Origin of the sequence: Pseudomonas syringae (genome assembly GCF_001698815.1) — a bacterium.
In the GTDB taxonomy this organism is placed as follows: domain Bacteria; phylum Pseudomonadota; class Gammaproteobacteria; order Pseudomonadales; family Pseudomonadaceae; genus Aquipseudomonas; species Aquipseudomonas syringae_A.
Genome location: NZ_LGSI01000068.1, coordinates 517518 through 542634 on the forward strand (window position 1 = coordinate 517518; position 25117 = coordinate 542634).

Below are 25117 nucleotides of genomic sequence, written 5' to 3' on the forward strand. Positions count from 1 at the left end.
CAATGATTCATGGGTATTGAGCCGATATTTAAGGGCATGATTGTTTATTTATATACATAACACCATAACGAACAGACGCAATTGTCTGCATACCTACAAAGTGCTTTTGTTTTATCGCTGCGGGGGGGCTGGCTTGAGCATGTCGTTCGTCATCAGGATTTTATGTCGTCGATGGATCAAGCACAGACGTAGGTCAGGGCTGGCTTCCCTGGCTGTCGGTTGTCGTATCGGGCTTTGTTAGATTGTCGACAATACGACAATGATTTTCACGTAACCCATTGATTTAACAGGACCACTGTGAGGCATCAATGTTGCAAAGAGACTACTGCAAGGCGCCGTTTTACCTTGCACTCCGTCAACCGCAACAGAGAGAACAGTAATGTCCATCAAGGAAATAAAAGCGTTTTCCGAACACGCCAAAGCGGATCAGGATCTGGCCGAAAAGTTGAAAACCTGTGAGAAGGTTCGCGAGATGATTGCGCTGGGCAAAGAGCACGGCTTCGCCATCGACGAAGTTGAGCTCTATCCGCCTAACGAGCCGCAGTTCACCGAAGACCAGCTCTCCCTCAAGCTGGGCAAGGCGCTGCTGCGCGTCTGAGAACAACCACTGCCAGCCTGGATGGAGTCCACAGACTGCACGGAAGTCTGTCCAGGTTGAGCTGATGATTCACGGCCAACACTACCCGATCAGCACCTCATAGGCCCGACGCAGCAGTTCGCGATCAAGCCAGGGCATACCGATGCTTTTCGTCAGCTCGATCCAGCAGGTACCGGTAGGTGCCGGGCATAGATCGTAGCCGGTCAGCGCGGCGAGGTAGATCGGCATGAGCATGCGCGGGACTTCCAGACTGACCTGAAACTCGCTGACCAGTTCAAGGGCCTGGGTAATGCCAAGATCCTGTTGCAGGTGGCGCAAGGCACTGGCGGGATGGGTCTGTACCGGGTTGTCCGGTACGCCTTCGGCAAATACGGCAAGGGGCGGCAAAGGCAGCGGCAACACCACGCCCTCGCGCTGCGGGATGAGAAAGTGCAGACGCGCACTGACCGGATGCTTGTGACACAGCAACATACGCCAATTCAAAGGATGTTCGTGGCTCATGGTCACAACTCAAGCAAAGCGTATTCGACGGGGCCTGCGAATAGCCGGGTGCCGCCGCCTTCCATGACCACTTGCTGCGCGGCCGCGCCGTCCAGCACGCGCACACCGGCCAAGTAGTTCACGCCGAAGCGACTCCACTCACGCAGCCATGGCAGGCTCGGCCCCATCAGCACCACTTGGGCATGGCGCGACAGCTCCAGCAGGCGCGGCAAGGTTTTGTTGGCGATGCTGCTGGCGCTGACGAACACCCAATCTGCCTGCGGCAGCAAGTATTCAGCGGCGCTGTCCGGCAGATCGCCCTCCTGCACCTGGCGCTCCAGACAGTCATAGGCGACGTCCCGCCACAGCTGTTCGAGGCCGGGATAATGGCCGATCACCACGACCCGTTGCCCTTGCAGGCGGGGGCCGAAATGGCTGAACACCCACAGATGGCCGGGCACCGTGTCGCTGCGCAGCGGGGTGGCCTGCCCGGCGCAGCCATCGGCGGTATTGATGCTGGCATTGAGCACCGCCAGACCGATGGCCGCCTCCGCGTCATTCCACGACAACAGCCAGCGGCGCAGTTGGTCGCTGGGCTGCCCCCGCAGCGTGCCTGCCCAGCTCAGAGTGCGCGGCACCTGTCGCGGGCTGAAGGCGAAGCCCTGATGATCGGCCACTTCGGCCAACGTCCAGTTCAAACCCAGGCAGACGCGCTGCACCGGCGTGACGTGTGTGCTGCTGCCCAGCAGCCAATCGTAGAGCGCGTTCATTCGCCCAGCGCCGGCAATAGACGCAGCTCACTTTTCAGCGCGCCGGGTTTGCCCCAGGCGGTGACGGCTTCGATGACCCATTGCGGCTTGGCCGGGTGCGGCAACAGGATGTCGAATTCAGCGAACACCTGACCATCGCCGGTGAGCAGAATGCTGCCCAAATAACTATTGCGCTCGCTACGCCATTCGGCATACACCGCCAGGCTGTGATCGAATGGATCTTCGCGCAGCTCACTGCGACTGTTTGGCGTGCCGACGACGGCCAATCCGCCCTCGATACCGGCCCGTTGCAGACAGCCAAGCAAGGCGGTCCAGGTCTCCGCGAACAAGGGCTGGGCCTTTTGCAGCATGTGGTCGAGCGGCATCATCAGAAAGTATCCTCATCGAAAGACTGGGCGATCCGCAGAAAGGCCGCACCGCCAATTTCGTCGAACGGGTCAAGCTCAAGCAGTTTTTCCAGCACCCGTCGGGCGTCGGCAACTTTTGCGCGACGCAGGCGGATCACCCCCATTGCTTTAAGGCTGAACAGGTATAAGCGTTCGGCGCCATCACGGCGGCTCCAGTCAGCACTGTCAGGCCCCAAACGGCGATAGTTGCGACTGAATCCGGCGTTCGTGGCGGCGATGCGCAACGCCGCCCACACCGCCGCTTCAGCCTCAACGTAACGGCTGGCGACGAAGTAGAACTTGTACAAACCGATATGCGCGTCCGGCTCGGATGGCCAGCGTCTGCGCGCTTCCAGCAAGGAGGTCTCGACAACCTGCGGCGACTGGGCGCACAGCGCATGGTCAAGCAAATAACGCAGCCCCTGCGGTGTTTTGCTGGAGAAGTACGCAAGCCGGGAACTGAGCAGCGACACGTCAGCCATTGCGTTACCAGATCTGCGCTGGAGTGAGTTTGTCCGCGTAGGGTTCGCCGCCCAGCAAGTGCTGCTCCACGATCAATTCAGCATCCTGCGGCTCGACCCAGCTGTACATGATCGAGCCGGGATAAATCAGCACATTGGCACCCGCCTGGCACGGGCCCAGACACCCGGTGCCGGTCAACGCCATGCGCCATTGCAGGTTGCGACGGATCAACGCCTGAGCAAAAGCATCGAACACCTTTTCGCCGCCCTTGGCGCCGCAACTGCCACGCGGATGCCCCTCCTGGCGGCGCTGGGTACAGATGAAAATATGGAAATCGGGTTTGGCCATGATCGCTTCCTCACTCCTCAACAGACGGTCAGGCCGCTGCGGGCTGATGGGAATGACACTGCTTCGGGCAGACCCTGGAGCACGATGTACAGCCAATGCAGTCCAGACCGTTCTGGATGGTCATGACCTGCATTTCGTCATCGTCGTCGTAATCATCGTCCGCCTCGACCACGCTGCCGCGCTCCACCAAAGTGAAGACGTCCCGTGGGCAGACCTTGTAGCAACGTCCGCAACCGATGCACTTTTGTGCATCCAGAGCAGTAATGAATTGCGGCGTCCACTCGGCTCCGCCCCGGGTAAGCCCGGTGATTGTTCCAGTCATGCCTTATCTCCTATCTCCCCCACGCCTTGAGCGCGGGGTACCCACGGTTTATATGTGTGTCGTCCCTGAATCTGTATTTTTTATGCCGGTCGCCGCCGACCAGACAAAGATCGGTAGGAGCAACTGTCTTCATCCTGCCATTCGTCTGCGCCACTGAGTGCCTGGAGGCCGTCCCGTCCTCATCGCGGGCAAGCCCACTCCTACAGAAGAATGCGCTCGATTGTTGGAACGGGGCGGACGGCCAGTCCTTGCCCGCGATCGACTGCACAGCAGTCGCAGAACGCCAGACGCTGTTTTACTGGAAGAAACGTGAGCGTTGGTTCACGACCGCTACGGTCGGACGCGACCCCGGGCCGATCGCGGGCAAGCCCGCTCCAATTACACGGACCGTGTTTGCTGCGCGACAGCGCGGTATCAGCGACATCGGGAAATCTCCTACTGATCTTTGCCAGCCCGGTCCAGCCGGGCTTTGGCGTCTGCCCAGTCCAGGCAAGCCTGATGGGTGTGCTGCGCCAGTTCCGGCAGCTCTGCATAGGCGCTGAGCAGGCGATCCTCGACCAAGTCGTGGATCTGCCCGGCCCAATCGCTGGCGATGCGTTTCTTCTGGCTGACTTCCTTCTGCAAAGCTTTCAGTTCTTCTTCACTCATGCCTGCGTCCTCAGAGTTCGGCCACGCTACGGTTTTCAGCGATCAGTCGGGTGGCCGTGCCCAGCGCCTTCTCGGACTCAACGATCAACGCTTCAAGGGACTCGAAGCCAAAACGGTGGACATCGCGCAACACCTTGTCCAGCGCCACCAGTTTGCCGACCAGGATCAACGCCCGGCCAAAGCCTTCATGGCTGATATTGATCATTGGCACCGCCATCAACCCGGTTTCGCGTTCGATCATCTGGGCGATGGCGTTGTAATAAGCCTTCACCCGCGCCAGCGTGGTTTCGTCCGGGTCACCGACCACTGGAATAAGGCGACGCCGTTCCTTGGTCAGGACAATCGGGTCGAGCACGCGGGCGTCGGTCCAGGTGTCGTAGGTGCCATAACTGTCCATGGCGCGCAGTTGCACCACCATCTGACGGATGACCGGCTGTTGCAGCGCCGGATCATCTTCGCTGAGCACCTGTGGCTGTTGCGGCTCTTGGTACATGTTATTTCCTCGTTTCTAATGGCTACAACTTAGTCATCCCAGCCTTCGGCGGCCATGGCGTCGAAACGCTGCTGGCCTCCAGCCTGGGTACGTTGAATCGCTTTTGCCAGCCAGGTAGAAGGGCCAGCACGAAGTTCTGCTTGCAACGCCTGGATCAACTCGCCTATGCGCGCCGACTCGCCGACCTTTACCGGCTGCACGCCAATGGCAAGCAGCTGTCGCACTGCCGATGCGCCACAGGCGCGGCAATACACGGCGATGCAGCCATCAAGCAAATCGAGCTTGCTGAGCAGTTTGTCTTCGTTGCCGTCCTGCTCCTGATCGTCGAATTCAGCGAGCGACAACAGCTGCGCCCGCTCCAGGTTGACACCATAGATAACGAAGGCACGCGAGGAGCCAAAATGCTGATCGACCTGATCGCGGTCCGATGAAGCGAAGGCCACTTTCAGCAGCGTGCCGTCATCCTCGCCATCGAGGACTTGCAGTTGTCGAGTAGGGCTGGCCATGGCTCAGTGCCTCTTCTGGTTACGTTCGTCAGTGGGTTTCTGTGCGTAAATCGAGTGATACGCGGCGATGCCCGAATGATGTTCGGTCAGCAGGTTGGCGATATCGAACAGTATCTGGCTGGTGCCGCGATAACCCAGCCAGCAACGTTGAAAGCCCCCCATCAAGTCGTACTGCGGAAAGCCCATGCGCAGCAGCGGTAGATCAAGACGCCGGGCGCAATCGAGTGCATGGCTGTTGCCCAGGATCAGTTGCGCCTGCTGCTCGCGGGCACTGTGTTCGAGGTCTTCGAGATCGCCGACCTGGATCTGTTCCAGGGGCGATGCCGCCAGTGAGGCTGAACGGGCCGGGACCACCGCACTCACGGTGCGCGCGCCCGTGCCGCGCAGCAGCGCATCGAAGCCGAGCAACAAATCCGGGTCGGCGGCAATCGCCACCCGTGCATCGCCGAGCATGAAGTGAGTGTCGAGCATGCAGTCCTGCAACTGCCGACGATGGCGCTGCCAACGCTCCGGGACCGGGTTGCCGCTGATCTCGGCCAGCGCCATCAACCAACCATCCACCGCATCCAGCCCGAGCAGCAAACCGAAGCGCCAATCCGGCACGCCGGTACGCGTGGCCAAGGCATCGGCCGCGCCATGCAGGCTCTGCCCGACCACCAACGTCGCAATACTCAGCGGCGCGGTCGCTAGCTCAGTCAGGCTCAGCCCGCCGGTGGTCAGCGGGTTGAAATCGGCATCGTCCAGGTGCCCGTCCAGCGAGCCGGACAGATCGGGAATCAGCAGCGGGCGCAAACCGAAACTTTCGATGCTGTCGCAGATAAACTCCAGATCGCCCGGCGTCAGATTGGCCGAACACAAGACGTTGACCTGACGCGGGCGTTGACCGGCGCGGCCCCGCTCATTTGGAATCAGGGTTTCGATAATGGCTTTGACCGCCGCCGCGAACCCGCTCTCGAAGCAACCGCTGAAATCCGGGGTGCTTACCGCCACCACCGCCACCTCGTTGTACTCCTCATACTCCTGGCGGAATTCGTGCACGGCCCGGGTCATGTCGCAGCCCTGGGTTTCCGCCAGGCCGGTGCTGACCAGGCCGATAATGGCTGGTTGCTGCTTTTCGCAAATCGTCTTCAGTGCTTCGATGATGTTTTCATCGGCGCCCATGACCGAGCTGACCTGATCCATGGCCGTGGTCTGCAAGGGCACCGGCTCGCGGAAATGGCGCACGAAGAACACCTTGGCGAACGCCGTGCAACCCGCCGAGCCGTGCATCAACGGCATGCTGCGTTGCATGCCAAGGAATGCCAGCGCGGCACCCATGGTCTGGCTGGCCTTCAGCGGGCTGACGGCCAGGGCTTTCTTGCGGTTGACTATCTCGGCCATGTCGCGCTCCTCAACCGTTGACGATTTGCGGATGCGCCAGAACCTGCGCAGTACCAGCCCACGGCGCAGGACGACGTACCGCCTCCCAGACCGGGCTTTCGATGGTCAGGCATAACTGGCGCACCAACTCCAGCATGCCGTCGTAACCGGCGTAGCCAAACTCGCGTTCCTGGTTGATATCCAGGAACGGGATGCGCGCTTTCAGCGCGGTGTACATGTTGCGACCGCCCGCGATAAGAATGTCGGCGCGGTACTCGTCCACCGTCCTGAGCAGTGCTCGCGGATTGCCTTCCTCAAGCATCTTCACGTCGTCGCCCATCAGTTCGCGGATGCGCTCCTTGTCTTCCTCGGTGGACTTCTTGGTGCCGGTGGCGACCACCGTCATGCCCAGATCTTGCAAGGCAGAAATCACCGACCAGGATTTCACCCCGCCGGTATACAGCAGCACGCGTTTGTCATGCAGGCGGGCGCGCCAGGGTTCCAGCGCGGTGCGAATCTTTGCCTCCTCGCGAGCGATCAGCGCTTCGGTACGCGCGCTCAGGTCGTCGTCGCCGATCAACCGGGCGAAATCGCGCAGCGCTTGCGAGGTGTCGGTAATGCCGTAGAAACTGCCCTCGAACCACGGCGTGCCAAAACGCTCCTGCAACTTGCGCGCGACGTTGAGCATGGCCTTGGAGCAGACCATCATGTTCACCTCGGCGGCGTGCATGCTCTGCACCTCGCGAAAGCGCGCATCGCCGGACAGCGTGCAGAGCACCCGCAGGCCCAGCTCGTCGAGCAGCGGCAACACATGCCAGAATTCACCGGCAATGTTGTATTCGCCGATCAGGTTCACATCGTGCACGCGGATACCTTCGCGCTGGCTCTGTGGCGGCAGTACATCCGGCTCCCGGGTGCCGATCACGTACTTGACCATCGCCTCTCCGGCAATGCGGTTGCCCAGGTTCTTGGTGCCATAGAAACCCGCCGCGTCCACCGGGACTACCGGCGTGGCGAACCGCTCACTGGCAGCCTTGCAGATCGCATCCACATCGTCACCTATCAGTGCCGGGACGCAGGTGTTGTAAACGAATACCGCTGGCGGCGCATACGTCTCCACCGCCTGGCGGATGGCATGGAACAGGCGTTTCTCGGCGCGCCCCATGATCACGTCCTGCTCGGTCAGGTCGGTGGTCATGCCGATGCGGTACAACTCTGGCCCGCTAGAGCGGGTGCCGCGGTTGTCCCAGGAACTCCCGGCACAGGCAATCGGCCCGTGGACGATATGCGCCACATCGGCAATGGGCAGCAATGCGATCTGCGCCCCATCGAAGGCACACCCCCCATCGGTGGCGCCCGGTGCGGGTTTAGCGCAGCCGGACTTCTCCTTCTTGTTATGGGTGCAGGCAGGTTCGTCGAGCAACTCGGCAATATTCTTGGCTTTCATCGCACACCCTCCGGTCTTGGCGCATCGCGTAAACCAACTGACGCGACCTGTGAATGACCTTTTGCAATGCCTGTACCAACGCTTAATTTGTTGTTTTATATAAGGTTTTATAGAAACAGAATTGTCGTGAACATACCCGGATGTCGGGTTTGCAACAGACCGAGGGCGGATTGCAGCCATGGTTTGTCTTGGGGGAAGGCTTGCGCATGGCGTGGGTCGCCGGTACTCAGCGCTGTTTCACCCAGAACTGATGGGTCAAGGCATCAAGATTGGCGGTCAATCTGGCCATTTCTACGGCACTCTCGCGGTTGTTTTGCCCAGTCTTGACGTTCATATCAGCGGCGTCACGGATGCTGCTGATACTGCGATTGATATTTTCGCTGGCCGCTCCCTGCTGCTCTACGGCTGCCGCTATTTGCCTGTTCATTTCATTGATTTCGTTCACCTGTCGGCCAATCCCGGACAGCGCATCGGCTGCCTGTTGCGCACGACTGACACTCGCCTGGGCCTGCTCGCGACTTTTACCCATGACGCTCACCGCGCTATGCGCACCGGCCAGTAATACGCCGATCATTTGTTGAATATCGGTAGTCGACTGGCGGGTCCGTGAGGCCAGCGCACGCACTTCGTCGGCAACGACAGCGAATCCCCGGCCTTGCTCCCCCGCACGAGCGGCCTCGATGGCAGCGTTGAGGGCCAGTAAATTAGTTTGCTCTGCGATACCCCGAATCACATCCAGCACTTTGGAAATAGCATGACTATGGTTTTCCAACTCATGGATGACCTGTGCCGCCCGCTCGATATCGTCCTCAAGCTCGCTGATCGAGCCGCTGGTGTGAGCCATCAACTGTTGGCCGCTGAGGGTTTCATCGTCGGCTTTTCTCGCGGCGCCAGCAGCGCTTTGGGCATTGCTTGCCACTTGTTGGACGCTAACGACCATTTGGTTGATGGCGGTGGCGATTTGATCGGTTTCAGCGTGCTGCCTTGCGGTCAATTCGTTGCTGTCGTCGATCTGTTTCACCAGCAATTGGGCATAGGCCCCAAGGCCATTGGCCGAGTCCGCAATACGGCCTATCACTGAGCCGGTCTGCGCCTGTGCCATGCGCAAGGCAAAATCAAGTTGCCCGAACTCATCCAGGCTGGCGCTATAGAGCAGTTGACTCAAAGGATTGTCGGCAACGCTGCGCGTCATGCCCACTAAGGCGCCGAGGGGTGCCAGCAGTACCTTGATGCACAGCGCACTCAGTCCAGCCGCGAGCCCCGACATAAACAAGACGCTGCTCAATGGCAGAGAAAACAGGACAGCACCCGCCAGCAACGCCAGGACGATGACAAGACCGACCAGCAACGAGAGCTTTACCGTCAGGCCCAAGGCAAGGCGCCGGGTCAGGGGCCTGCTGCCCTCTCGCAACTGCGCGTACAGCTTTTCGGCCGCGAGCACTTGGACCTGGTCCGGCCTGGTGCGCACCGATTGGTATTCGACTGTCTGGCCGTTTTTGGCGATAGGCGTGACATAGGCGCTGACCCAGTAATGGTCGCCATTCTTGCAGCGGTTTTTTACCAGCCCCATCCAGGAAGACCCGGACTTGAGGGTCGCCCACATGTGTTTAAAGGCCGCATCAGGCATGTCTGGATGCCTGATGATGTTGTGGGGTTGCCCCAACAACTCGGCTTCGGTAAAGCCGCTTATCCTGACGAAATCAGGATTGACGTAAGTAATGTTGCCCTGAATGTCAGTCGTAGACAGGATGTTGGCATCTGCGGGCAGCTCTATGAACTGTCCGGTTACGGGTTGATTGTGCCGCATTCATGTGTACTCGTATCAGGCTCTCAGGGGACTCCCGTACAGGAGATGGCGTGCATAAGGTGGTATGCAGGAGGTCGTCTCGATTGCATTCCCGCTGCGCAACTAATTGAGAACACCCTCTAAACGTTGTGCTATTGCCATTTTTACTTCGGGGTCTTGCTCGTCCAGTTTGCGCAAGGCATCGAGGGAGGCGTTTTCCACAGCGGCCAGGCGCACGGTCCAATCGGAATCGTGGAGCAGATCAAGCACGTCATCGCCGCTGAGGCGCGCCGCGACCAAACGCCGAACTTCAGGTTCGGGGTCGGTGCTCATCAGCCCGAGGCTTTCTTCGGGCAGGCGCTGGGCAACGAATTTACGCACCTGACGATCATCGTCGCGGATAAAGCGAAACAATCGGCCCGGCGCGATACGCTGCACGACGTAGGCGCGAACCAGATAGTCCGGGTCGCCAGCCATCTGCTCCAGTTGTTCGACCGGCAGGCGGTCAGCGACGGTGATGCGCACTTCGCGGTCAGGGTCGTGCATCAGTTCGCCGAGCTGTTCGCGCGGCAGACGGTAGGCGACGGCGCGGCGTACCACTTCGTCTTCGTCCTGTTTGAGGTTGACCAGCCCCTCCACCGGGGCGTAGCGCACGGCGATGGCGCGGCGCTCCCAAAACGGATCAGCGAGATAACGCACGGCTATCTGCGGATTGTTGCGAAAGAAACGATCGATCTGCCGGCCGCTGTACACCGCCACACAGGTGTCGCCGGGGGTGCAGCGGCCGCTGAGCAGCAGGTTGCCGTGAAAACTGCAGGCGCGGCAGTCGGCAATCGGGGTGATGTCCGCAATCGGGTCGTCGGCCATGGCTCAGTCCTCGATCACTTGGGCCAGGACGATGCCGGAGGCGGCTTCAAGGTCATTGGTGAGCACCGAGCAGTGGCTGCTGGAGTTGACCAGATAGACGTTGAAACCGGGGCAATGGGCAACCGGGCGGGCGTTGGCGACAATATCGTCGTCCATGCAGCAGGTGAAGTGCACGCCGGGCCAAGCGCCGCGCAAGCTGGCGAGCAGCGCATCGTCAAGCGGGCTGCGCTCGGCCTGGTTAATCACGTTATCAAGCAGGCTCTGTTCGATCATGATGGTTTCCATCCGTTGCTATTGCCGGTAAAGCGCACGCGCTGATCGGGCTCGGCACCCATGGCCTTGGCCAGCCAGGGTGGCGGTGCGCTGGCGAGTATGCGTTGCAGTTCTTCGACGATTTCACGGGCTGGCACCGGGGCGGCAACCTTGATCGGGTGCACCCCGACGCGGATCACCTTGGCTGCCGCCGGACCGCCGATGCTCAGGGTGTAAAGCAGTTGGCAGTCGTGCAGCAGTGCGGCGCGGCGGACCAGACGATCCTCTTCCTCCTGCACCGGGGCAGGTTCGCGCAGGGCGATCAGCCGACTGGCCTTGGGCGAAATCTGATAGATGAGAAAACGCGCACAGTTGCCGAAGCTGCCGTTCAAGCATTCGCCCTGATTCGAGGCACAGGCGATGCGCACCGAGTCGCGCAGGTCGCCGTCGCGGTAAGCCTCAGGCGTTGGCAGCGGCTCCTGCGGCATTTGCACACCACGCCCACGCAACAGGCTGACGGCACGTTGCAGCTGACGCTCGTTAATGGCCTGCGGCTGTGCGCTGCCCTCGGTCGGGATGAGCAAGCGCGCGCGCAAGCGCGACAGGCGTAGTTTTTCCAGGCGTGAAGCAGTGATCGGCTCTCCGGTCACCGCGAGTACAGCACGTAACAAACGTGCGCTATCCATCCCCTTGATTTCACGTGCCGCCAAAGCGATACGCAAGGCGAGGTGGGCTGGCAGGCGGGGTTCTGCGTTGGCTGCGGCCATGGGCTCAATCCTCGCTGGCTCGCTTGGCCCGCAGGGTGATGGGCAGGGTCGGCGGGATAGACATGGGCTCCAGGTAATAAGCACTGCCATCGCCCAGAGTGACTTTTCCGCCCCAGCAGTCAGGGCTGTCATGCTCAAGACTGACGATGGTTTCTTCCAGGTCTTTTTTTGCAACGTAGAAGGTCAGTTGACCTTGCGAGTTACGACGGATCATGACGCTCGGCATGGTGTTGCTCCATGGGCGAAGAGTTGGCGTGGCGCTGTATGAAAAGTGGCTGCGACCAACGAAAAAGCCGGGAGGGCGAGCCCTCCCGGCACATACCGGACAGCGACGACTCAGCGAACCAGGTCGTAGTTGTAGTCGGTGGTTTGCATACCACGGGTCTCTTCGTCCAGACGCTCAAGCACGGCGTTGACCAAGGTGGTCAGCATCTGCATGGCGCCTTCGTAACCCATGGTGGTCTGGCGGTGCAGGTGGTGCCGGTCAAAGATCGGGAAGCCGAGACGGATCAACGGCACCTCGAACTCTTTGCCCTTGTGCAAGGTGTCGCGCTGGATGAACTTGCCGTAGCTGTTGCCGATCATGAAGTCCGGCTTGTCGGTGAAGACCAGCGAACGCATGTGCCACAGATCCTTGCCGGTGTAGACCGTGCAGTTCTTGCCATACCGCGAGGTTTCCAGCAGGGCTTCGACTGCCTTTTTCCAGCGCTTGTTACCGTTGTTGCACAGGATGTGTACCGGCTCGGCGCCCAACTCCAGCAAGAACTTGACCATGCCCATGACGAAGTCCGGGTCACCCCAAAGGGCGAAACGCTTGCCGTGTAACCAGGTGTGCGAGTCGGTCATCATGTCGACCAGCCGACCGCGCTCCTTGCTCAGGCTTTCCGGAATTTCCTGGCCGGTGACTTCGCTGACTTTCATCAGGAATTCGTCGGTCCAGTCCAGGCCCATGGGCACGCTCAACTTGGGCACGTCCTGCTTCCAGGTGCCTTCGACCAGTTTGCGGGTCTTGTCCAACTGCCAGGGTTGCAGCAAGAAGGTGGTGTAGGCGTTCGGCGCGTCCTTCATCTCGTCTTGGGTGGTGCCGCCGGAGTACATGCGGAAGTGACCGTCAGCGGGGGTGTCCAGCACTTCGTCCGGGTCGGAAAGGAAGCTGTAGCCAACGTCCATTTCCTTGAGCATGCGCTTGATCACCCGGAAGTTGCCCAGGTAAGTCTCAAAGCCCGGCACGATGTTGACCTTGTGGTTACTGCCAACCACTTTGTCTTCCATGGTCTTGAGGGTGAAGTAACGGGCGATGCCTTCGAACATGTTGTCCCAGCCGGTGACATGGCTGCCAACGAAGCTCGGGGTGTGGGCGTAGGGTACGGCAAAGTCTTCGGGTATGAAGCCGGCAACCTTGGAGTTGTTGATGAAGGCGTTGAGGTCATCACCGATGACTTCAGCCATGCAGGTGGTGGAGACCGCGATCATGTCGGGCTTGTAGGTTTCCCGACAGTTTTGCAGGCCGTCCTTCATGTTCTGCTGACCACCGAATACCGCGGCGTCCTCGGTCATGGAGTCGGAGACGCAGGAAATCGGCTCCTTGAAGTGACGGTTAAAGTAAGTGCGGAAATACGACACGCAGCCTTGCGAGCCGTGCACATAGGGCATGGTCTTCTCAAAACCCAGGGCACAGAGCACCGCACCCAGTGGCTGGCAAGCCTTGGCCGGGTTGATGGTCAGGGCCTCGCGCTTGAAGTTCAGCTCCTGGTATTCCTGAGTGGTGGTCCACTGGAAGACTTCGTCGATTTTTTCCTGCGGGTGCTTCTCTTCGAAATCATCACGCTTACGGGCGAGCGAATCCTTGTATTCGTCTTGCAGAAACAAGGGGTAACTGGCTTTGATGTTGTCGACTTGCTGGCTCATGACTCTCTCCTTCGCCTCACTCATCTGTGAACGGCGATCACGGAAATCGGCTGCGGGCGAGCCCGCAGCGGATGTTGCACTCCAATGGGCGAATCAGGCGCTGGCCGCGACTTTCTCGGCGACCTGCTCCGGTTTCTGCCACGGTGCTTGCAGTTTTTTCCAGCATGGGTTGTTCAGGGTCATGTCCATGTCACGGGCGAAGATGGCGAAGCCGTCGAAGCCGTGGTACGGGCCTGAATAGTCCCAGGAGTGCATCTGCCGGAAGGGCACGCCCATTTTCTGGAAGATGTACTTTTCCTTGATGCCAGCGCCGATCAGGTCGGGTTTGACCTTCTTCACGAACTCTTCGAATTCGTAGCCGGTGACATCGTCGTACAACAGCGTGGCGCTCCCCATTTCCTTGAGCGTGCGGTCGTAGTCGTCGTTGTGACCGAACTCGTAGCCGGTGCCGACCACTTCCATGCCCAAGTCTTCATAAGCGCCGATCACGTGACGTGGGCGCAAGCCGCCGACGTAAAGCATGACGCGCTTGCCTTCCAGACGTGGCCGGTACTTGGCGATCACCGCTTGCCATTCAGTCTCATAGCGGGCGATCACTTCTTCGCACTTGGCCTTGATGCTGTCGTCGAAAAACGCAGCAATGGCGCGCAGCGACTCGGCTGTTTTGGTCGGGCCGAAGAAGTTGTACTCCAAGTACGGAATTCCATACTTCTCTTCCAGGTGGCGGGAGATGTAGTTCATCGAACGATAGCAGTGCAGCAGGTTGAGCTTGACCTTGGTGGTCAGCTCCATCTCTGCCAGGGTGCCATCGCCGGACCACTGAGCCACGACGCGCAAGCCCATTTCTTCGAGCAGGATGCGCGACGACCAGGCGTCACCGCCAATGTTGTAGTCACCCAGGATAGAAACGTCGTAAGGCGTGCTCTGAAAGCTATCGTCATTGTCCCGATTGGGCAGTACCCAGTCGCGGATCGAGTCGTTGGCGATGTGGTGACCGAGCGATTGCGACACGCCACGGAAACCTTCGCAACGCACCGGAACCACGGTGGTTTCATGCTCGATGGCCTTTTTCTTGGCCACGGCTTCAATGTCGTCGCCGATCAGGCCGATAGGGCATTCGGACTGGATCGAGATGCCCTTGTTCAGCGGGAACAGGGTCTGGATTTCGTCGATCAATGTAGAGAGCTTCTTGTCTCCCCCGAAAACAATGTCCTTCTCCTGGAAATCCGAGGTGAAGTTCATGGTCACGAAGGCGTTCACGCCGGTGGTGCCGATGTAATAGTTACGCCGACCGGCACGCGAATATTGACCGCAGCCAACCGGGCCGTGAGAAATATGGATCATGTCCTTGACGGGCCCCCACACCACCCCTTTGGAGCCAGCGTAGGCGCAGCCACGGATGGTCATCATCCCCGGCAGAGACTTCTTGTTGGAAGTGATGCACTTCTTGGACTGCTCCAGCGTTGGATCATTGGGCGCCAAGTGTTTTGCACGCTCTTTGCGCGCTTTTTCGGGGTAAACCTCCAGGACTTCCTGGATAAGGGATTCGACTTCCTCGCGTGACATACCGGACATGGTATGAACTCCTCTTGCCTTGCGTTCATGTGCGGGTAACGGAGGCCCCGCATTGCGCCAGACGCAATGCGGATCTCCGGCAGGGCTAATCTGCCCTGCCCCGTCCGATGAACCCTCACGGCCTGCCTGGCCTGAACTATCGGCAGGCCGTGATCGGGTTCTGAACCTGCGCTTGCCTGAACATGAGCAGGTTCATGGCAGAGCTATCAGGCAATTTCTTCAGCGGTTTTACCGACAATGGCAGCGTCTTCTTCATCCATGATGCCGAACTCCATCAACAGCGCTTCGAGTTCGTCCATGGTGATCGGGGTCGGTATGATCATTTTCTTGTTGTGCAGGATTTTGTTCGCCAGCGAACGGTACTCGTCAGCCTGCTTGCAGGTAGGGTCGTACTCGATAACCGTCATGCGGCGAATTTCAGCGCGCTGCACGATGTTGTCGCGGGGTACGAAGTGGATCATCTGCGTGCCCAGCTTCTCGGCCAGAGCGATGATCAACTCATCTTCACGGTCGGTCTCGCGGCTGTTGCAGATCAACCCCGCCAGGCGAACGCTGCCAGAGTTGGCATACTTCACGATGCCTTTGGAGATGTTGTTGGCCGCGTACATGGCCATCATCTCGCCGGAGCAAACGATGTAGATTTCCTGGGCTTTGTTCTCGCGGATGGGCATGGCGAAACCGCCGCACACCACGTCGCCGAGTACGTCGTAGAACACAAAGTCCAAGTCTTCATCGTAGGCGCCTTCCTCTTCGAGGAAGTTGATTGCGGTAATTACACCGCGACCAGCGCAGCCGACACCTGGCTCAGGGCCGCCCGACTCGACGCACTTAATGCCGCCGTAGCCAGCCTTAAGCACATCTTCAAGCTCCAGATCTTCCACGGTGCCGGCCTCAGCCGCCATTTCCATGATAGTGTTCTGGGCCTTGGCGTGCAGAATCAGGCGGGTGGAGTCGGCTTTAGGGTCGCAGCCGACAATCATCACTTTTTTGCCGCTTTCGGCCAGGGCCGCTACGAGGTTCTGGGTGGTTGTGGATTTACCAATCCCACCCTTTCCGTAGATAGCGCATTGACGCATTGCCATAATAAAAGTCCTCGGTTTCGTTCCACATCGACAGTGGGCTGTAGGCACGAACAAGCCTGCGCAACTGGACAAGTGCAGTGTTTGTGCCAGTGCTTGAAAATGAAGATAACCGATTGTTTTAAATCATTTTTTTATGAAGCACAAAACACCTGAGGCAGTGGCATACACAACAAAAAGTCGCGACTGTCGGTTGTAATGGCGACAACCCAACAAACTTCGCGGCCGCTTTGTATTCATGACCGGCCTGCCTTCAACTGCCTATATAGAGTTGCCTGGGGATAACTTCTGGCGAACTTTAGTAACTGTGATAAATACGACAATTGTCGTGAATACCCCGCCCCACGCCCAACCCTGTGCCGCATTCAATATCAGCGATATCAACGAGTTGCCGGGCAATCAACGCTTGGCGTGTTTATTGCGAATAGCTCCTGCGAACATTTACAGCAGGAGCGTCCCGTGAATAACAGCTCGATGCAGAACATTCTGAACAGCCTGGCGAGCGGCAATATCGTTCCCTACCTGGGCCCCGGCGTATTGCAAGGCGTGGTCGACCGCAGCAGCGGCCTGCCGATACCGGCCGACAGTAATAGCCTGATCCTGGCCATGACCGGAGGCCAGCCCATGGCGCCGCGACTCATGTATGAGTTCCCGCGTGCCGCCATGCACCTGGAAAACAAGAAGGGCCGCAGCTTCATTGAGCGCTTCCTGACACAAACCTACGGCGGCGATAACTGGACGACCTCACCCTTTCACCAGTGGCTGGCCAGCCTGCGCCTGCCTTATGTGATCGATTGCAACCGCGACACCCAGCTGCAACACGCCTACGCCGACCGCCTGCACACCCTGGTCGTGGGCGCGGCACGGATCGCGGCCACCCCCTACCGCTTCGACCTGTATCAGTTCGACGGCACGCGCTATCACCCCATCAGCCTGGAACAGGTGGATTCGGAGTTGCCGGTGTTGTTCAAACCGGTAGGCACCCCGCTGCCCAAACCGAACTACGTCGCCAGCGATGCTGATTTTGTGGACTACATCACCGAGCTGATGGGCGGCTTTGCCGTACCCGCCTGGATAAAGCTGCAACGCCGCAACAAACGCTACCTGTTCCTGGGCATGCGCTTTAACCGTGACACCGAACGCATGGTCATGAGCGACTTGATCCATGACGCCGCCGACGATGCTGGCTGGGTGCTGATCGCCGACCCCAGCGCCAAGGAACGCAAGGTCTGCGAGCGCAAGAACCTGCAACTGATCGAGGCCGACTGGAGCGAACTGTTCGCCCTGGCCTCTCCCGACACCACCAAGGTGGCTTGACGACACCTTCTACTGAACCCGTTCCACAGAGAGAGCCCAACCATGCTGCTGAAAAACTACGAAACCCGATGTCTGCTATGCAACCTGAGCATCCTCGGCGCGTCTACCCAGCCCGACACCTTCGCCTTCCGTGGCGACCTAGTGCTCGAAGAAGGCGACATCGCGGACGCTTCCGGTCGCCGCATGCCTCCCAAATCAGTGGTCAAGCAGGCCGCAGTGCTGGAGCAAAACGGCAAGCTGAGCATGGTCGTCGGCGGGCTGATTGACCTGGCTACCCTGCCACTGTTCGTCGAAAACTATCGCGCAGACCTGGCACCGAACATTAAGGTGCTTTTCTACGTAGAAAACCTCGGCAAAGCACTGATCGTTGACCTGGACGGCGTCAACATCACCCTGCTGCCACACTACGACGGCGGTGCGATCTGGAATACCTTGATGGGCGACCTGAAACTGGACAAGGACGACTTCAAGGGCTACAGCGCTGAAGACAAGCTGCTGGTCATCCAGAAAGCCCTGGCCGAGTACTCACCAAAGCTGGACAGCCTCAGCTTCCCGCAAGCCCTGGGGCATATCGTAGAACTGCGCCGCGAGGCACGCGGGCCAATCTAAACAATGGCTCCCGGACACGGCAGAGCGGTGCAATGTGCCGCTCTTTAATAGGCGAGAGCGGCCCATTTTGCAGGACTGATCCTGGTTTTCGATTTAGTTACTTTTTTGGTTAATTGGACGCCCCCTGGTTTTGTGCAAAAGCGCAGTAAACCAGGGGGACGGACACCAAACCTAAAGCAGGCCATAACCAGCTTCAGGGATGCTGATGCCCTTCGCCGCCGCAGGCTTGTTCATCGTGGGGTTGGCCGGTCGGCAGGGTGCCGGCCAGGTAGGCTTTGACCGCCCGTTGCGGGTCGGTTTCGACGGTCGTCAGCAGGACCACGCCGCGTTCACCCATGCGCCGCGTTACGCCTTCGCCGGCACTGCCGGCAATTGCGATATCGACGCTGTGCAGGGGGTGGCGTTCCGGTTGTGGGCAGACGTGCCATTCATGCAGGCAGGCATGTTCGTCCAGTTCCAGGGTGTAGGCGCCATCGGGCGCCTCGCCGGGCCAGACGTCGAATACCCGCCAACGGTGCGCACGCCCGGCGTGCCCGGCGATCTGGCCGTGGCGGTCGATGGCCACGGCGATCAGTTGACGGGCATTGTGGTGCTCTTGGCCCATGCTCACGCCACCTCATCCGACAGGGCAAAACGCACGCGCTGCTCAGCTGCGACACCCAGTAACTTGGCCAGCCATGGGGGTGGCGAGTTGCTCATTACGGTTTGCAGTTGGGCGATGACGTCCCGCGCGAAACCACCGTCGACCGTCTTCATCGGGTAGATGCCACCCTTGACCACTTTGGCTGCTGCCGGGCCGCCGATGGAGACTATGTAGAGCACCTGACAATCCTTGATCAGCTCGGTGCGGTAGGCGTTCTTGTCCTCGGCGTATTCCGCTTCGAGCGCGGAACGGATGTCGACCAGTACCGTGCTGTCCAGACCCACCTGGTAGACCAGAAAGCGCAGGCACGAGCCAAAGTGGCCGTCCAGCCGTTCACCGTTGTTGGAGGCGACGGCGACGCGGATGGTGTCCGGCGGCATGCTCTCCAGTTGCACCGGCACTGGCATGTCTTCAGACAGGGTTTCGCCCCAAAGAATGCGCACCGCGTCTTTCATGGCGGGCAGATCCAGGCCGGTGCCAATGTCTTCGCCATCCTCGTCGCCATCGATGATGCCTAGGCCGATCTTGATGTCGGTCACGGTGATGGTTTGCAGGCTTTGCTCGCTGAGTTCACCTTCGATGCGCTGGTGCAGCACTTCCAGCAACTTGCCGACACCGACGCCGGGCATGGCCCTGGCGGCCAGGGCGATACGTAAAGCGGTTTCACGGCTCATGTTCACGGGAGTATTCATTTTCAGGCCTCCTAGGGTCTGTTGGCGCAATGCAATAAGGCGCTCGAAGGGCCACGCTGCCCTCCTCGTCGCCGATCATTCATTCGTCGTCATCATCCTCATCGTCGTCATCGAGCACCCGCGTGATGCGCTGGTAGATCTCCACGCGGTCGCCTTCCTTCAACGGGCTATTGAGCTTCACGAACTTGCCGAACACACCGACCTTTTGTGTGCGCAGGTCGATTTCCGGGCAGCAGCGCAACAATCCGGATTTTTCTATGGCCTGCTCTACCGTGCTGCCGTCGCCGACTTGACAGGTCAGCAGCAACGGCTGGGTGGGCGCGGCATACACGACGGCGACTTTCATGGTGTGCCTCCAGAGTGGGTCATTGCAGAAGGACTCATTGCAGAGCGGTTCATTGCAAAACCACCAGCTCGCCGTGGGTCTTGATACGCCGCTCGGAACGACGGCGGTCGAGGATGCGTTTGCCCGCCAACAAAAAGCCCAGGACGATGAACGCCCCCGGTGGCAATACGGCCAGCAACACGCCTGAATAATTCGGTATCACCGTGATTTCCATCCAGTGGAAATGCGGCCCGAGCAGCAACGAAGCCTGGGAGAACAGCGTACCGCTGCCGATGATTTCGCGAATGCCGCCGACCAGCGTCAGGAACCAGGTAAACCCCAGACCAATACCGGCGCCATCGAGGATCGACGGGATCAGCGGATGCTTGAGGCAGAACGACTCGGCCCGACCCAGCACGGCGCAATTGGTGACGATCAGCGCGATGAACAGCCCGAGCACCTTGTACAGTTCATGCACCCAGGCGTTCATGGCCATGTCGATGATCGTCACCACGCCCGCGATGATGCCGATCATCAGCGGGTTACGCACTTCCGGGGAAATGGTATGGCGCATCAGCGAGATGATCGCGTTGGTGCAGATCAACACGGCGGTCGTCGCCAGCCCCATGCCCAGCCCGTTGGTCGCGGTCGAGGTGACCGCCAGTACCGGACACAGCGCAAGGATCTGCACCAGCGTTACGTTGTAATCCCAGAGCGCGCCTGTGAAGAAACGCCAGGTCGGGACGTGCTCGGCAGAGCTGCTGCTCGGGACAGTGGGGGAACATTGGCTACTCATGGTTGTGACTCCTGTTTCTGCTCAAGACTTTCGACGTGGCGCGCCTGGAACTGCAACGCCTGGAGGATGCCCTTGACCACCGCCCGCGGGGTAATGGTGGCGCCACTGAACTGGTCGAACTGGCCACCGTCCTTCTTCACGGCCCAGGCTTTGATCGGGATATTGGTCAACGACAAGCCGTTGAAACGGGTGATCCAGTCACTCTTGGCAATGTCGATTTTATCCGCCAGACCGGGGGTTTCCTTGTGGGTAAGCACACGCACACCAAGGATTTTGCCCGAGCTGTCCACAGCGATCAGTTGCACGATCGGCCCGCCATAGCCGATGGTGCGGACGCGAAAGGCGATGGCCGTGAGTTGACCGGCCAGCCGCGCCGGATAGACCTCCACGTCACCCAATACGGTATCGGTGACGTGGAAGGCATCGCCCAGCGGGTTGTTGTCATACAGCTTGGCGGGCAGTACCTGGCGTAACACCGTGAGCTGATCATTCTGTTGTTGCCGGGCGATACCATCGCGGGTGTAGAAGTCGCTCAGCAGCAGCGCAAAGGCCACCAAGGCACAGACCACGCCGAGCGATACGCTCTGGTAGGCCAGCTTGGCGCGCCAGCGTTCGAACAGCGAGGGCGGTGTCGGCGGCGGCAGGCTGTCCGACTCGATTCTTTCACTGCTCATACCTTGTCCACCTCTTTGGTTTGCCGGGTCCAACTGGCTGCCACCAACGGTTTTCCACGCACGTTTCGACCGTAGACCCGCGGCCGACAGTAGCGATCGATCAGCGGAGTGAGGGCGTTCATGAACAGTACGGCGAAGGCCACCGCCTCGGGAAAACTCCCCCAGGTGCGGATGACATAGATCAGCACGCCGCTACCGACGCCGAAGATCAAGCGCCCCGTGCGACCGACCGGCGAGGTGACCGGATCGGTGGCGATGAACAGCGCGCCCATCATCAGCCCGCCCGAACTCAGGTGAAACAGCGCGCCGGGGTAGCGCAACGGTTCGAGCTGGTGAGCCAGCGCCGCGAGCAGCGCCACGCTTAGCAGCATGGTCACGGGGATTTCCCAGTGGATGATGCGCAACGCCAGCAACCACAAGCCACCGACCAGCAGCAGCATTTCGGAGGTTTCGCCCAGGCTGCCGCCGCTATGCCCGAGAAACGCCGGTAGCAGAGAGAAGTCACTGGCCAGAATGTCGACGGCGCTGCGGTGCAACGTCAACTGGGTCTTGAGGTTACCCAGCGCAGTGGCGCCGGAGACACCATCCGCTTGCGGCGCGCCGGCAAACGTAATGCGCAGCCCTTCGAGGAAATCCGGCGAGCCAATCGCCCACAACGAGTGCGGCAGTGCCCAGTGGGTCATTTGCAGCGGGAAGGAAATCAGCAAAGCGACTCGCGCCGCCATCGCCGGGTTGAACGGGTTCTGGCCGATGCCACCGTAGACCTGCTTACCCAGGCCAACGGCGAAAAAGCTGCCACCTACGCCGATCCACCAAGGTGCCCACGGCGGCAGTGTCAACGCCAGCAGCCATCCGGTGACTAATGCCGAGCTGTCCAGCAGGCGCCGTTGCGGCTGTTTGAGGAAGCGCAGGCACATCGACTCGCAGAGCACCGCGCTGGCTGTGGTGACCACCCAAAGGTTGATCGCGGGCCAGCCAAACAGGTAGCAGCCAAAGAAGGTCGCCGGCAACAAAGCCAGGCAGACATGCACCATGATGCGGCGGACCGACGAACGATCATGGGCGAACGGACTGGATGCGATGCTCATGGTTGCACCTCCTCATTGGCCGTCACCGGCTTGGCGCGGTTCTTCTTGGCTGCGGCCTTGAGCGCAGCTTCCTCGGCCAGGCGCTGCGCACGAGCATCGGTCGCCTGCTTGATGTAGTCGTTCTTGCGCGCGGCATTGCGCTGCTCGTCATGTTTGCCCATGGCGTATTGGAAATACTGCACAAGCGGGATATGCGACGGGCAGACGTAGGAGCAGCAGCCACACAGGATGCAATCGCGCAGGCCAAAGTCGTTGGCCCGTTCGAAGTCATCGACGCGGGTGTGGGCCGCCATTTCCAGCGGCATCAGACCCATCGGACAGGCGTCCATGCAGCGTGCGCAACGAATGCAGGGTTCGGCTTCGTCGTGCGGCACTTCATGGCGATCCAGCGCCAGCACGCCGGTGGCGCCTTTGATCACCGGCACCTGACTGGACGGCAACAGCGCGCCCATCATCGGCCCGCCGAGCAACAGGCGTTGTGGCTGATGGGTGAGCCCGCCGCACGCATCCAGAAGCGTTTGCACCGGGGTGCCGATCCTGACTTCCAGATTGCGCGGGGTGGCCACACAACCACCGGCCACCGTAACGACACGGGATATCAACGGCCGACCGAAACGTAGCGCCTGCTGGATGGCGTAGACCGTGCCGACGTTATGCACCAACACCCCGACCGAGGTGCTGCGCCCTTCTGCCGGTACTTCGCGCCCGGTAATTTCCTGAATCAACTGTTTGGCCGAACCCATCGGATAGAGCGCCGGAACCGCGACCACCTCAATGGCCCCGTGCTCCTTGCTGGCCTCGCGCATGGCTGCCAACGCTTCGGGCTTGTTGTCCTCGATGGCGATAACAATGTTGTAGGCACGCAGGATGTGCTGGACCAGTCGCGCACCTTCAACGATGGCATCGGCCCGTTCGCGCATCAGCATGTCGTCGGTGGTGAGGTACGGCTCGCACTCGCTGCCGTTGATCAGCACCGTCTTGATTTCGTGTTTCGCGCCCTGCTTGAGCTTGACCGCTGCCGGGAAAATAGCGCCGCCGAGGCCGACGATACCGGCCGCCGCCACGCGGTCAGCCAGTACCGTGGGGTCTTCGTCGAACGGGTCGGCTGGCACATCCAGCGTCACCCAGCGGTCTTCGCCGTCACACTCAAGGACGATGCCGTTGGTGACCAGGCCCGAGGGGTGCGGTGCGTCAATCGGGCCGATCTCGACAATGCGCCCGGAGCTGGGTGCATGCACTGGCGCCGACAGCTCGGACGGCGAGCTGGCAAGCAACTGACCCTTGAGCACCAGATCACCGACCTGAACCAACGGCAGGCATTCGGCACCGGCATGTTGACGCAGCGGCAGGTACAGCCGCTGCGGCAGCGGCACTTCGCCGATGGGCAGCAACGTTGACCGTTCCTTGTTCGGCGAAGGGTGGATACCACCGCGTATACGGGCGAAATTGAACATGGGGAAGCTCCGTGAATCGGCTCAGGCGATCTGGGGTTTTGCCCACTGCCAGCTATCCAGGGACAGGCCCTGCGGATTAAGGGAAACGCAATCTTCCGGGCAGGCCGTTTTGCACTTGCCGCAGCCGGTGCAGACACTCTGCAATACGTTGTGGACCTGCCCGTTGGCGCCAACGATGGCGTCGGTCGGGCAGGCCCGGTAGCAGCGGGTGCAGCCGGTGCACTGTGCGGCATCTATGTGCGCCAATAACGGCGCGCTCATTGTTCCGGGGTCCAGCCCCACACCGAGCAGTTCCGAGAGTTTTTGCGCCAGGGCCATGCCGCCGGGAGGGCAACTGGTAACGCTGGCGCGCCCCTCTACCATCGCGCTGGCCGCCGCGGTGCAACCGGGAAAACCGCATTGCCCACACTGGCTGCCGGGCATCAGTTCCAGGACTTCCTTGAGCAGAGGGTCTTCATCACTCACCGCGAAAATTCGTGCAGCTACACCCAAGCCGCTGCCCAGCAATACACCCATCAACGCCAATACCGCTGTCGCTATCAACATATCCACCTCCCTGCCCGGCAATGGCCGGGGATCGTTATCAGACCAGGCCGCCAAAACCCATAAAAATCAGCGCCAACATGCCACCGGTGACAAAGGCAATCGGCGGACCGCTGAAGGACACCGGCACGGTGGCCACATTCAGCCGCTCGCGCAGCCCGGCGAAGATGATCATCACCAGAGAAAAGCCGACCGACGAACCGAAGGCGAACAGCCCCGCCTGAACCAGCGTATGGCCTTCGCGCACGCTGATCAGTGGCACGCCGAGCACGGCACAGTTAGTGGTGATCAGCGGCAGGTAAATGCCCAGTGATCGGTAGAGCTTGGGGCTGGTCTTGCGCAGCGCCGTTTCGATCAACTGGACCAGGGCCGCAATAATCACGATGTAAGCCAGGATGCGCAGGAAGCCGATACCCAGCGGTTGCAACACCATGTGTTCGACCAGCCAACTGGAAATGCCCCCCAGCGTGATCACGATGGTCGTCGCCACGCCCATTCCCAGGGATGGCTCCAGCTTGCCGGACACACCCATGAACGGGCACAGACCGAGGAAGCGAACCAGCACCACGTTATTAACCAACACGGTGCCGAGCAAAAACAGCATGTAATCCATAAACGCCCACCTTTTGAATCCGATCCCCGTGCCCGCCATGGACGTCGAGTGCTGAGGGCGTTTTTTGCATCAACTATGCCAGATACCTCGTAGCTGCCCGTTGAGCCCCCAGGAGCCGGAAAAACCTGATCCAGATCAATTCAAACCCAGAAAACACGGGCAACCCATAGACGCGTCCGGGGGGGCGTGTAGGTTTTACGACAGAGAAGTCCGGCCACAGCCCAGCCTCTGTGAGCTTACGTACAAGAAAATCCCGCTACGCAGGCAAACCGGCTTCTGTATGGCGTTGTTATGCAGTAAACCCGCGCGC

General features: G+C 60.0%; 31 protein-coding genes and 1 pseudogene. 3 read left to right on the forward strand and 29 right to left on the reverse strand.

Annotated elements, in window-relative coordinates; genetic code table 11:
• Positions 1-379: 379 nt before the first annotated feature.
• Positions 380-598, forward strand: a complete 219-nt coding sequence (locus AFK24_RS25870) for a Nif11-like leader peptide family natural product precursor (RefSeq protein ID WP_065835931.1) — start codon at positions 380-382, stop codon at positions 596-598.
• Positions 599-679: 81 nt separating this feature from the next.
• Here the strand turns inward: AFK24_RS25870 and AFK24_RS25875 are convergent, their stop codons facing one another.
• The 20 genes and pseudogenes from AFK24_RS25875 to nifH all read right to left on the reverse strand — a co-directional run bounded on the left by AFK24_RS25875 (position 680) and on the right by nifH (position 16056).
• Positions 680-1099 carry a hypothetical protein gene (locus AFK24_RS25875; protein ID WP_240500450.1) on the reverse strand — a complete coding sequence of 140 codons (420 nt, stop codon included), beginning with the start codon at positions 1097-1099 and terminating at the stop codon, positions 680-682.
• Between the two features lie 2 nt (positions 1100-1101).
• The gene (locus tag AFK24_RS25880; protein ID WP_065835932.1) at positions 1102-1848 is read right to left on the reverse strand and encodes a DUF364 domain-containing protein; all 747 of its coding nucleotides are present in this window, start codon (positions 1846-1848) and stop codon (positions 1102-1104) included.
• Positions 1845-2216 carry a hypothetical protein gene (locus AFK24_RS25885; RefSeq protein ID WP_065835933.1) on the reverse strand — a complete coding sequence of 124 codons (372 nt, stop codon included), beginning with the start codon at positions 2214-2216 and terminating at the stop codon, positions 1845-1847. The genes AFK24_RS25880 and AFK24_RS25885 overlap by 4 nt, the downstream gene beginning before the upstream one ends.
• Positions 2216-2716 carry a hypothetical protein gene (locus tag AFK24_RS25890; RefSeq protein WP_065835934.1) on the reverse strand — a complete coding sequence of 167 codons (501 nt, stop codon included), beginning with the start codon at positions 2714-2716 and terminating at the stop codon, positions 2216-2218. Before AFK24_RS25890 ends, AFK24_RS25885 begins: the two co-directional genes overlap by 1 nt.
• Before the next feature lie 4 nt (positions 2717-2720).
• On the reverse strand, positions 2721-3044 hold the full coding sequence (locus AFK24_RS25895; RefSeq protein WP_065835935.1) for a 2Fe-2S ferredoxin: 324 nt from the start codon (positions 3042-3044) through the stop codon (positions 2721-2723).
• Between the two features lie 28 nt (positions 3045-3072).
• The gene (fdxB, locus tag AFK24_RS25900; RefSeq protein ID WP_065835936.1) at positions 3073-3366 is read right to left on the reverse strand and encodes a ferredoxin III, nif-specific; all 294 of its coding nucleotides are present in this window, start codon (positions 3364-3366) and stop codon (positions 3073-3075) included.
• A 435-nt stretch (positions 3367-3801) separates the two neighbouring features.
• The gene (locus AFK24_RS25905; RefSeq protein WP_065835937.1) at positions 3802-4014 is read right to left on the reverse strand and encodes a CCE_0567 family metalloprotein; all 213 of its coding nucleotides are present in this window, start codon (positions 4012-4014) and stop codon (positions 3802-3804) included.
• Positions 4015-4024: 10 nt separating this feature from the next.
• Positions 4025-4507 carry a NifX-associated nitrogen fixation protein gene (locus AFK24_RS25910; RefSeq protein WP_065835938.1) on the reverse strand — a complete coding sequence of 161 codons (483 nt, stop codon included), beginning with the start codon at positions 4505-4507 and terminating at the stop codon, positions 4025-4027.
• Positions 4508-4536: 29 nt separating this feature from the next.
• Positions 4537-5013 (reverse strand): NifB/NifX family molybdenum-iron cluster-binding protein, encoded by a 477-nt coding sequence (locus tag AFK24_RS25915; protein WP_065835939.1) that lies wholly within the window; start codon positions 5011-5013, stop codon positions 4537-4539.
• 3 nt (positions 5014-5016) lie between these two features.
• Positions 5017-6393 carry a nitrogenase iron-molybdenum cofactor biosynthesis protein NifN gene (gene nifN / locus AFK24_RS25920; RefSeq protein WP_065835940.1) on the reverse strand — a complete coding sequence of 459 codons (1377 nt, stop codon included), beginning with the start codon at positions 6391-6393 and terminating at the stop codon, positions 5017-5019.
• Between the two features lie 10 nt (positions 6394-6403).
• Positions 6404-7819: a nitrogenase iron-molybdenum cofactor biosynthesis protein NifE gene (gene nifE / locus AFK24_RS25925; RefSeq protein WP_065835941.1), complete on the reverse strand. Its 1416-nt coding sequence runs from the start codon at positions 7817-7819 to the stop codon at positions 6404-6406.
• A 226-nt stretch (positions 7820-8045) separates the two neighbouring features.
• A complete protein-coding gene (locus AFK24_RS25930; RefSeq protein ID WP_430962181.1) occupies positions 8046-9086 on the reverse strand; it encodes a methyl-accepting chemotaxis protein in 1041 nt (346 codons plus the stop codon).
• A 210-nt stretch (positions 9087-9296) separates the two neighbouring features.
• A pseudogene (locus AFK24_RS32150) lies at positions 9297-9626 on the reverse strand (PAS domain-containing protein); the annotation flags it as partial.
• A gap of 102 nt (positions 9627-9728) precedes the next feature.
• Positions 9729-10472 carry a 4Fe4S-binding leucine-rich repeat protein gene (locus tag AFK24_RS25935; RefSeq protein ID WP_065835943.1) on the reverse strand — a complete coding sequence of 248 codons (744 nt, stop codon included), beginning with the start codon at positions 10470-10472 and terminating at the stop codon, positions 9729-9731.
• Between the two features lie 3 nt (positions 10473-10475).
• A complete protein-coding gene (locus AFK24_RS25940) occupies positions 10476-10745 on the reverse strand; it encodes a DUF6129 family protein (RefSeq protein WP_065835944.1) in 270 nt (89 codons plus the stop codon).
• Entirely contained in the window at positions 10742-11491 is a 750-nt protein-coding gene (locus tag AFK24_RS25945) for a dinitrogenase iron-molybdenum cofactor N-terminal domain-containing protein (protein ID WP_065835945.1), read from the reverse strand. Before AFK24_RS25945 ends, AFK24_RS25940 begins: the two co-directional genes overlap by 4 nt.
• Positions 11492-11495: 4 nt before the next feature.
• Positions 11496-11717 (reverse strand): putative nitrogen fixation protein NifT, encoded by a 222-nt coding sequence (nifT, locus tag AFK24_RS25950; protein ID WP_065835946.1) that lies wholly within the window; start codon positions 11715-11717, stop codon positions 11496-11498.
• A 110-nt stretch (positions 11718-11827) separates the two neighbouring features.
• Positions 11828-13399, reverse strand: coding sequence for a nitrogenase molybdenum-iron protein subunit beta (gene nifK / locus AFK24_RS25955; RefSeq protein WP_065835947.1), 1572 nt, complete (start codon positions 13397-13399; stop codon positions 11828-11830).
• A gap of 93 nt (positions 13400-13492) precedes the next feature.
• Complete coding sequence (gene nifD / locus AFK24_RS25960) at positions 13493-14974, reverse strand: nitrogenase molybdenum-iron protein alpha chain (RefSeq protein ID WP_065835948.1); 1482 nt, start codon at positions 14972-14974, stop codon at positions 13493-13495.
• Between the two features lie 206 nt (positions 14975-15180).
• The gene (gene nifH / locus AFK24_RS25965; RefSeq protein ID WP_065835949.1) at positions 15181-16056 is read right to left on the reverse strand and encodes a nitrogenase iron protein; all 876 of its coding nucleotides are present in this window, start codon (positions 16054-16056) and stop codon (positions 15181-15183) included.
• Positions 16057-16512: 456 nt separating this feature from the next.
• On the opposite strand from nifH, the gene AFK24_RS25970 reads away from it, so the two are divergent.
• Positions 16513-17370 carry an SIR2 family protein gene (locus AFK24_RS25970; RefSeq protein WP_065835950.1) on the forward strand — a complete coding sequence of 286 codons (858 nt, stop codon included), beginning with the start codon at positions 16513-16515 and terminating at the stop codon, positions 17368-17370.
• A 42-nt stretch (positions 17371-17412) separates the two neighbouring features.
• On the forward strand, positions 17413-17979 hold the full coding sequence (locus AFK24_RS25975) for a hypothetical protein (RefSeq protein ID WP_065835951.1): 567 nt from the start codon (positions 17413-17415) through the stop codon (positions 17977-17979).
• Positions 17980-18172: 193 nt separating this feature from the next.
• On the opposite strand, the gene AFK24_RS25980 is transcribed toward AFK24_RS25975, so the two are convergent.
• The 9 genes from AFK24_RS25980 to rsxA form a co-directional block, all read right to left on the reverse strand.
• The gene (locus AFK24_RS25980; RefSeq protein ID WP_065835952.1) at positions 18173-18583 is read right to left on the reverse strand and encodes a NifB/NifX family molybdenum-iron cluster-binding protein; all 411 of its coding nucleotides are present in this window, start codon (positions 18581-18583) and stop codon (positions 18173-18175) included.
• Between the two features lie 2 nt (positions 18584-18585).
• The gene (locus AFK24_RS25985; protein ID WP_065835953.1) at positions 18586-19314 is read right to left on the reverse strand and encodes a dinitrogenase iron-molybdenum cofactor biosynthesis protein; all 729 of its coding nucleotides are present in this window, start codon (positions 19312-19314) and stop codon (positions 18586-18588) included.
• A gap of 79 nt (positions 19315-19393) precedes the next feature.
• Entirely contained in the window at positions 19394-19660 is a 267-nt protein-coding gene (locus AFK24_RS25990; protein WP_065835954.1) for an RnfH family protein, read from the reverse strand.
• 49 nt (positions 19661-19709) lie between these two features.
• A complete protein-coding gene (locus tag AFK24_RS25995; RefSeq protein WP_065835955.1) occupies positions 19710-20435 on the reverse strand; it encodes an electron transport complex subunit E in 726 nt (241 codons plus the stop codon).
• On the reverse strand, positions 20432-21109 hold the full coding sequence (gene rsxG, locus AFK24_RS26000; RefSeq protein ID WP_065835956.1) for an electron transport complex subunit RsxG: 678 nt from the start codon (positions 21107-21109) through the stop codon (positions 20432-20434). Before rsxG ends, AFK24_RS25995 begins: the two co-directional genes overlap by 4 nt.
• Positions 21106-22197, reverse strand: a complete 1092-nt coding sequence (locus AFK24_RS26005; protein ID WP_065835957.1) for an RnfABCDGE type electron transport complex subunit D — start codon at positions 22195-22197, stop codon at positions 21106-21108. The genes rsxG and AFK24_RS26005 overlap by 4 nt, the downstream gene beginning before the upstream one ends.
• The gene (gene rsxC / locus AFK24_RS26010; RefSeq protein WP_065835958.1) at positions 22194-23651 is read right to left on the reverse strand and encodes an electron transport complex subunit RsxC; all 1458 of its coding nucleotides are present in this window, start codon (positions 23649-23651) and stop codon (positions 22194-22196) included. Before rsxC ends, AFK24_RS26005 begins: the two co-directional genes overlap by 4 nt.
• A 21-nt stretch (positions 23652-23672) precedes the next feature.
• Positions 23673-24197 (reverse strand): RnfABCDGE type electron transport complex subunit B, encoded by a 525-nt coding sequence (locus tag AFK24_RS26015; RefSeq protein ID WP_065835959.1) that lies wholly within the window; start codon positions 24195-24197, stop codon positions 23673-23675.
• A 37-nt stretch (positions 24198-24234) separates the two neighbouring features.
• Positions 24235-24807, reverse strand: a complete 573-nt coding sequence (rsxA, locus tag AFK24_RS26020; RefSeq protein WP_065835960.1) for an electron transport complex subunit RsxA — start codon at positions 24805-24807, stop codon at positions 24235-24237.
• Positions 24808-25117 lie beyond the last annotated feature (310 nt).